This is a genomic window from Pseudomonas sp. Sample_10 (assembly GCF_004321495.1).
In the GTDB taxonomy this organism is placed as follows: domain Bacteria; phylum Pseudomonadota; class Gammaproteobacteria; order Pseudomonadales; family Pseudomonadaceae; genus Aquipseudomonas.
This window is the reverse complement of the sequence record NZ_RCOE01000129.1, coordinates 1-5581: the sequence shown is the minus strand read 5'-3', so window position 1 is coordinate 5581 and position 5581 is coordinate 1. Positions and strand designations below refer to the sequence as shown.

The following is a 5581-nucleotide window of genomic DNA, read 5'->3' as shown; positions in this document are numbered from 1 at the left end:
CCGTTGGTTACTGGAAGCTGAATGCTGGCGATGATGAGTGATTCAGCCTGACATGATTACTGTGGCGAGGGAGCTTGCTCCCGCTCGGCTGCGCAGCAGTCGCAACATCGGCAAACCGGATACGTCTGAAGTCCCCCTTCGCAGGTGTTGGCACTGCTTCGCAGCGCAGCAGGAGCAAGCTCCCTCGCCACAAAAGCGTTCAGCATCTCGCCGCTCGCCACCGATCCAGCCCAATCAGCAAAACTGAAATCACCACCCGTTGGTTACTGGAAGCTGAATGCTGGCGATGATGAGTGATTCAGCCTGACATGATTACTGTGGCGAGGGAGCTTGCTCCCGCTCGGCTGCGCAGCAGTCGCAACATCGGCAAACCGGATACGTCTGAAGTCCCCCTTCGCAGGTGTTGGCACTGCTTCGCAGCGCAGCAGGAGCAAGCTCCCTCGCCACAAAAGCGTTCAGCATCTCGCCGCTCGCCACCGATCCAGCCCAATCAGCAAAACTGAAATCAGCACGAACCCTAGCAACAAGCCTCCGGCATTGACGAACACCTGTGGATAACCAAGCTTCTCGACATCGATGAACGGATAGGGATAAACCGCCAGCAGATGCCCGCGCAACAGCGCATAGCCGAAGTACACCAGCGGATAAATCATCCACAGGGCGATATGGCGCAAGCGCAAAAAACCCTTGGGTACGCAACACAACCAGTAAACCAGGAACAACCCTGGCATCACGTCATGCATCAGCTCATCGGCCAGCCATTGCCAACCTTCGGGATGCCATAGATGGCGCAATAAAAGGCTGTACACCAGCCCGACCACGACGATGCTCACGGCGATGCCGCTGCTGACCCACGGCTGTAAAAACCAGCGACGCACAGCCGACTCGCGCGAGGTCAGTTCACAGGTCAGGACTGTGGCCACCAGCGTATTGCTCAGCACGGTGAAATAGCTGAAGAAGCTAACCAGCCCACCCAGCAGACTGGCACCCAGCGTCCAGCGTGAATGGAAGATCAGGTACATCTGGATGCTCAAACCGGCCCAACCGAGGATGGCAGCCACGGCCACGAAACGACGTCGCACGGCAGGCGCCTTGAACATGTTCAGAGCGGTCGCTTGGTACGCATCAGTTTCACGTACAAGCGCTCGACCTTCTCCCGTGCCCACGGGGTTTTGCGCAGGAACGTCAGGCTCGACTTGATGCTCGGGTCACTCTTGAAGCAGCGGATATCGATGCGTTCGGCCAGCCCCGACCATTCGTAGTGCTCGACCAGGGCATTGAGGATCTGCTCCAGGGTGACGCCATGCAGCGGGTCGTTGTTCTGTTCGGTCATGCTGGGCCTTCAGCGATGTTGGAATGGGGAAGCCGCGCACCTTAGCCGAGCGGCTGTTGCGGTGGAAGCGCTGCATGCGCTATTCGCTAAATGTAGGTGAATTGCGGCCCCTTGCAGGAGCGAGCCTGTCAGCGTTGGTCGTCAACGATAACGCTGGATTGCAGACGCCTCGCGGCGCTCTTGAATTCATCGCGAGCAGGCTCGCTCCTACAGTAATAGGTCGTGACTGTTACCAATTCAGAAAGGATGCATGTCAGGAAAAGCGCTTTCTCTATTTGTAACAGAACATTATGCTTGCGCCCCGCTATCGCTGAAACGCTTCATCCATCTTGCTACGCGTCGTTCATTCCTTAGAAAAAGATTAAGAATTTCCTTCTATGCCTGATTTCCCTTCCCCCCAAGACAGCGCTGTCTCAATGCCGGTCGCCTGTCGAAAAGTCCTGAAAATGCTCGGTGGCTGCACCGCGCTTGGCCTTGCCACTTGTACCCAGGCTGCCCCGGCCTTCGATAGCGATTCACCGTGGATGCTCGGCGACTGGAACGGCACGCGTACAGAACTGGCGGAAAAGGGCTACGACTTCAAAATCGATTACACCGGTGAAATGGGCAGCAATCTGCACGGTGGTTACGATCACGACCGTACGGCGCGTTACAGCGACCAGTTTGGTCTGGGTACGCACCTGGACCTGCAAAAGATACTCGGTTGGGACGACGCCGAATTTCAGCTGACCATCACCGAACGCAGCGGCAACAACATCAGCAACGACCGCATCAACGATCCGCGTGTCGGCGGCTTCACATCGGCCCAGGAAGTCTGGGGCCGCGGCCAGACCTGGCGCCTGACACAGATGTGGTATCAGCAGAAATTCTTCGATCAGCAACTCGACATCAAGGTCGGCCGCTTCGGTGAAGGCGAAGACTTCAACAGCTTCCCGTGCGATTTCCAGAACCTGGCATTTTGCGGCTCGCAGGTCGGCAACTGGGCGGGGGACATCTGGTACAACTGGCCGGTCAGCCAGTGGGCGATGCGGGTCAAGTATCACCTGACGCCCGAACTGTACGCACAAGTCGGCGTGTACGAGCAAAACCCGTCGAACCTTGATCGCGACAACGGCTTCAAGCTCAGTGGCAGCGGCACCCAAGGCGCGATTCTCCCGGTGGAATTGGTGTGGACGCCCAGGCTCAATGGCCTGCCGGGTGAGTACCGCGCCGGTTATTACTACAGCAACGCCAACGCCACCGACGTCTACAAAGACAGCAATGGCCAGCCCGCCGCCCTGAGTGGCGAAGCCTACCGCAGTGCATCGAGCAAGCACGGTGTGTGGCTCGGCATCCAGCAGCAGATCACCAGCATCGCCAGCGACCACTCCCGCGGCCTGAGCGTGTTCGCCAACGGCACGATGCACGACAAGAAAACCAACGCCATCGACAACTACGTCCAGGCCGGCGTCGTCTACAAAGGCCTGTTCGACGCTCGCGCCAGGGACGATATCGGTTTCGCCATGGCGCGCGTGCACGTCAACCCGGCGTATCGCAAGAACGCCGAGGCAACCAACCAGGCCCACGCGGTTTTCGACTACGACGATCCAGCCTACTTGCCGCCGCAAGACACCGAATACAGCGCCGAACTTTATTACGGCGTGCATGTGAACAACTGGCTGACCGTGCGCCCGAACCTGCAATACATCCGCCACCCCGGTGGCGTGAACGACGTCGATGACGCGCTGATTGGCGGTATCAAGATCCAGTCGTCGTTCTAAAAAACAAGCAAAACCCTTGTAGGAGCGAGGCTTGCCCGCGATGGCGGTGGGTCAGGCAGCCTCAATGCCAAATGACACACCGTCTTCGCGGGCAAGCCTCGCTCCTACAGGAATGGCATCAACCAACCGGTTTTTATCTGAACCCTGCCCGCACAGGATCGTCATCTACAGTGAACTTGCGCGGGACTACTTGAAACGTCACGGAGAATCACACTATGAGCACTGATGGTGCCTTGGGTCGAAGCCGTCTATGGCCAAGCCTGCTTGGCATACTGCTTCTGCTAATGGGCCTGGCCATGCTGGCCGGGGGGATCAAGCTGAGCATGCTCGGCGGCTCGCTGTACTACCTGCTGGCCGGTATCGGCCTGGCGTTGACCGGCATCCTGTTGTTGCTGGCCCGCCGTGCCGCACTGGGCCTGTACGCATTGGTGCTGTTCGCCAGCACCGTATGGGCATTGTGGGAAGTCGGCCTCGATTGGTGGCAACTGGTGCCGCGCCTGGCGATGCTGTTTGCGCTGGGCCTGGTGATGTTGCTGCCGTGGTTTCGTCGTCCGTTGCTGCGTGACGGTGCCGCACCGATGGGCACCGGCGCGCTGGGTGTGGCCGTGGTGCTCGCTGGCGTTACCGCGTTGGCCAGCCAGTTCACCAACCCCGGTGAAATCAAGGGTCAACTGGACCGCGACAGCGTCGATGGCATGACCAACACCGCCCCGGCCATGCCGGAGGGTGACTGGAACTCCTACGGCCGCAGCGCCCACGGTGACCGTTACTCGCCACTGGCGCAGATCACCCCGCAGAACGTACACAAACTGGTGCAAGCCTGGTCTTATCGCACCGGCGACCTGCCAGGGCCGAACGACCCGGGCGAAACCACCGCCGAAAACACCCCGCTGAAAGTCAACGGCATGCTGTACGTGTGCACGCCGCACAGCCAGGTGATTGCGCTGGACCCGGACACCGGCAAGGAGATCTGGCGTTTCGATCCGAAGCTCTCCACGCAGAACGCGGCGAACTTCAAGGGTTGGGCGCACATGACCTGCCGTGGCGTGACCTATCACGATGACGCGGTGTACGCCTCCGAGCAGAGCCCGACCGGCAGCGCCAGCGCACCGGTGGCCAGTGTCTGCCCGCGCCGGATCTTCCTGCCAACCGCCGATACCCGCCTGATCGCCCTCAACGCCGACACCGGCAAAATGTGCGAAGACTTCGGCGACAAAGGCCAGGTCGACCTGCGCGCCAACATCGGCGGCTTCACGGCCGGTGGTTACTACTCCACTTCGCCGCCAGCGGTCACCAAGGACCTGGTGGTGATTGGCGGTCACGTCACCGACAACGTTTCCACCGACGAGCCAAGCGGCGTGATCCGCGCGTTCGACGTGCACACCGGCAAACTGGTGTGGAACTGGGACAGCGGCAACCCGGACGACACCACGCCGATCGCCGAAGGCAAGGTCTACACCCGCAACTCGCCGAACATGTGGTCGATGTTCGCGGTCGATGAAAAACTCGGCATGCTCTACCTGCCGATGGGTAACCAGACCCCGGACCAGTTCGGTGGCGCGCGTACCCCTGAATCGGAACTGCACGCCGCGGGCCTGACCGCTCTGGACATCGCCACCGGTAAGGTGCGCTGGCACTTCCAGTTCACCCACCATGACCTGTGGGACATGGACGTCGGTGGTCAGCCGACCCTGATGGACCTGAAAACCGCCGATGGCGTGAAGCAGGCCGTCCTGGCGTCAACCAAGCAAGGCAGCATCTACGTGCTCGATCGCAGCACCGGCCAGGCCATCGTGCCGATCAACGAAGTGCCGGTGCCGCAAGGCGCGGTGGAAGGCGATCATACCTCGCCGACCCAACCGAAGTCCGACCTCAACCTGATGCCGCCACCGCTGCAAGAACGCGATATGTGGGGCGTGACGCCATTCGACCAACTGATCTGCCGGATCGACTTCAAATCCATGCGCTACGACGGTCCGTTCACGCCGCCATCGCTGCAGGGTTCGATTGTTTATCCAGGCAACTTCGGGGTGTTCGACTGGGGCGGTATCTCGGTTGACCCGGTGCGTCAGATCGCTTTCGTCAACCCGAGCTACATGGCCTTCAAATCGAAAATGATCCCGGCCGCTGAAATCGCCGCCCAAGGCCCGCGCAAAAGCGAAACCGAAGGCGTGCAGCCGAACAAGGGCGCGCCCTACGGCGTAATCCTCGAAGCGCTGCTGTCGCCGATGGGCTTGCCTTGCCAGGCGCCGGCGTGGGGTTATGTCGCCGCCATCGACCTGACGACCCAGCAGAAAATCTGGATGCACAAGAACGGCACCGTGCGCGACAGCTCGCCGGTTCCGATCCCGCTGAGCATGGGCGTGCCAAGCCTGGGCGGCACCTTCACCACCGCCAGTGGCGTCGGTTTTCTCAGCGGCACCCTCGACCAGTACCTGCGCGCCTACGACGTGAAAAACGGCAAGCAACTGTGGGAAGGCCGCCTGCC

At 60.5% G+C, this 5581-nt stretch carries 4 protein-coding genes; 2 read left to right on the top strand and 2 right to left on the bottom strand.

Annotation, left to right across the window (positions count from 1 at the left end):
* Window positions 1-455: 455 nt before the first annotated feature.
* Both D8U18_RS12450 and D8U18_RS12445 read right to left on the bottom strand, forming a co-directional pair.
* The gene (locus D8U18_RS12450; RefSeq protein ID WP_056855217.1) at window positions 456-1100 is read right to left on the bottom strand and encodes a Pr6Pr family membrane protein; all 645 of its coding nucleotides are present in this window, start codon (window positions 1098-1100) and stop codon (window positions 456-458) included.
* A 2-nt stretch (window positions 1101-1102) separates the two neighbouring features.
* Window positions 1103-1333 (bottom strand): VF530 family protein, encoded by a 231-nt coding sequence (locus D8U18_RS12445; RefSeq protein WP_056855216.1) that lies wholly within the window; start codon window positions 1331-1333, stop codon window positions 1103-1105.
* Between the two features lie 377 nt (window positions 1334-1710).
* On the opposite strand from D8U18_RS12445, the gene D8U18_RS12435 reads away from it, so the two are divergent.
* Window positions 1711-3093, top strand: coding sequence for a carbohydrate porin (locus D8U18_RS12435; protein WP_056855215.1), 1383 nt, complete (start codon window positions 1711-1713; stop codon window positions 3091-3093).
* Window positions 3094-3308: 215 nt separating this feature from the next.
* A partial coding sequence (locus D8U18_RS12430) for a glucose/quinate/shikimate family membrane-bound PQQ-dependent dehydrogenase (RefSeq protein ID WP_131107717.1) occupies window positions 3309-5581 on the top strand: 2273 nt, incomplete at its 3' end.

What these genes read in the sequence shown, in the direction of transcription:
- D8U18_RS12450 (WP_056855217.1), bottom strand. Translation starts at nt 1,100, where the DNA reads ATGTTCAAGGCGCCTGCCGTGCGACGTCGTTTCGTGGCCGTGGCTGCC.
- D8U18_RS12435 (WP_056855215.1), top strand. Translation starts at nt 1,711, where the DNA reads ATGCCTGATTTCCCTTCCCCCCAAGACAGCGCTGTCTCAATGCCGGTC.
- D8U18_RS12445 (WP_056855216.1), bottom strand. Translation starts at nt 1,333, where the DNA reads ATGACCGAACAGAACAACGACCCGCTGCATGGCGTCACCCTGGAGCAG.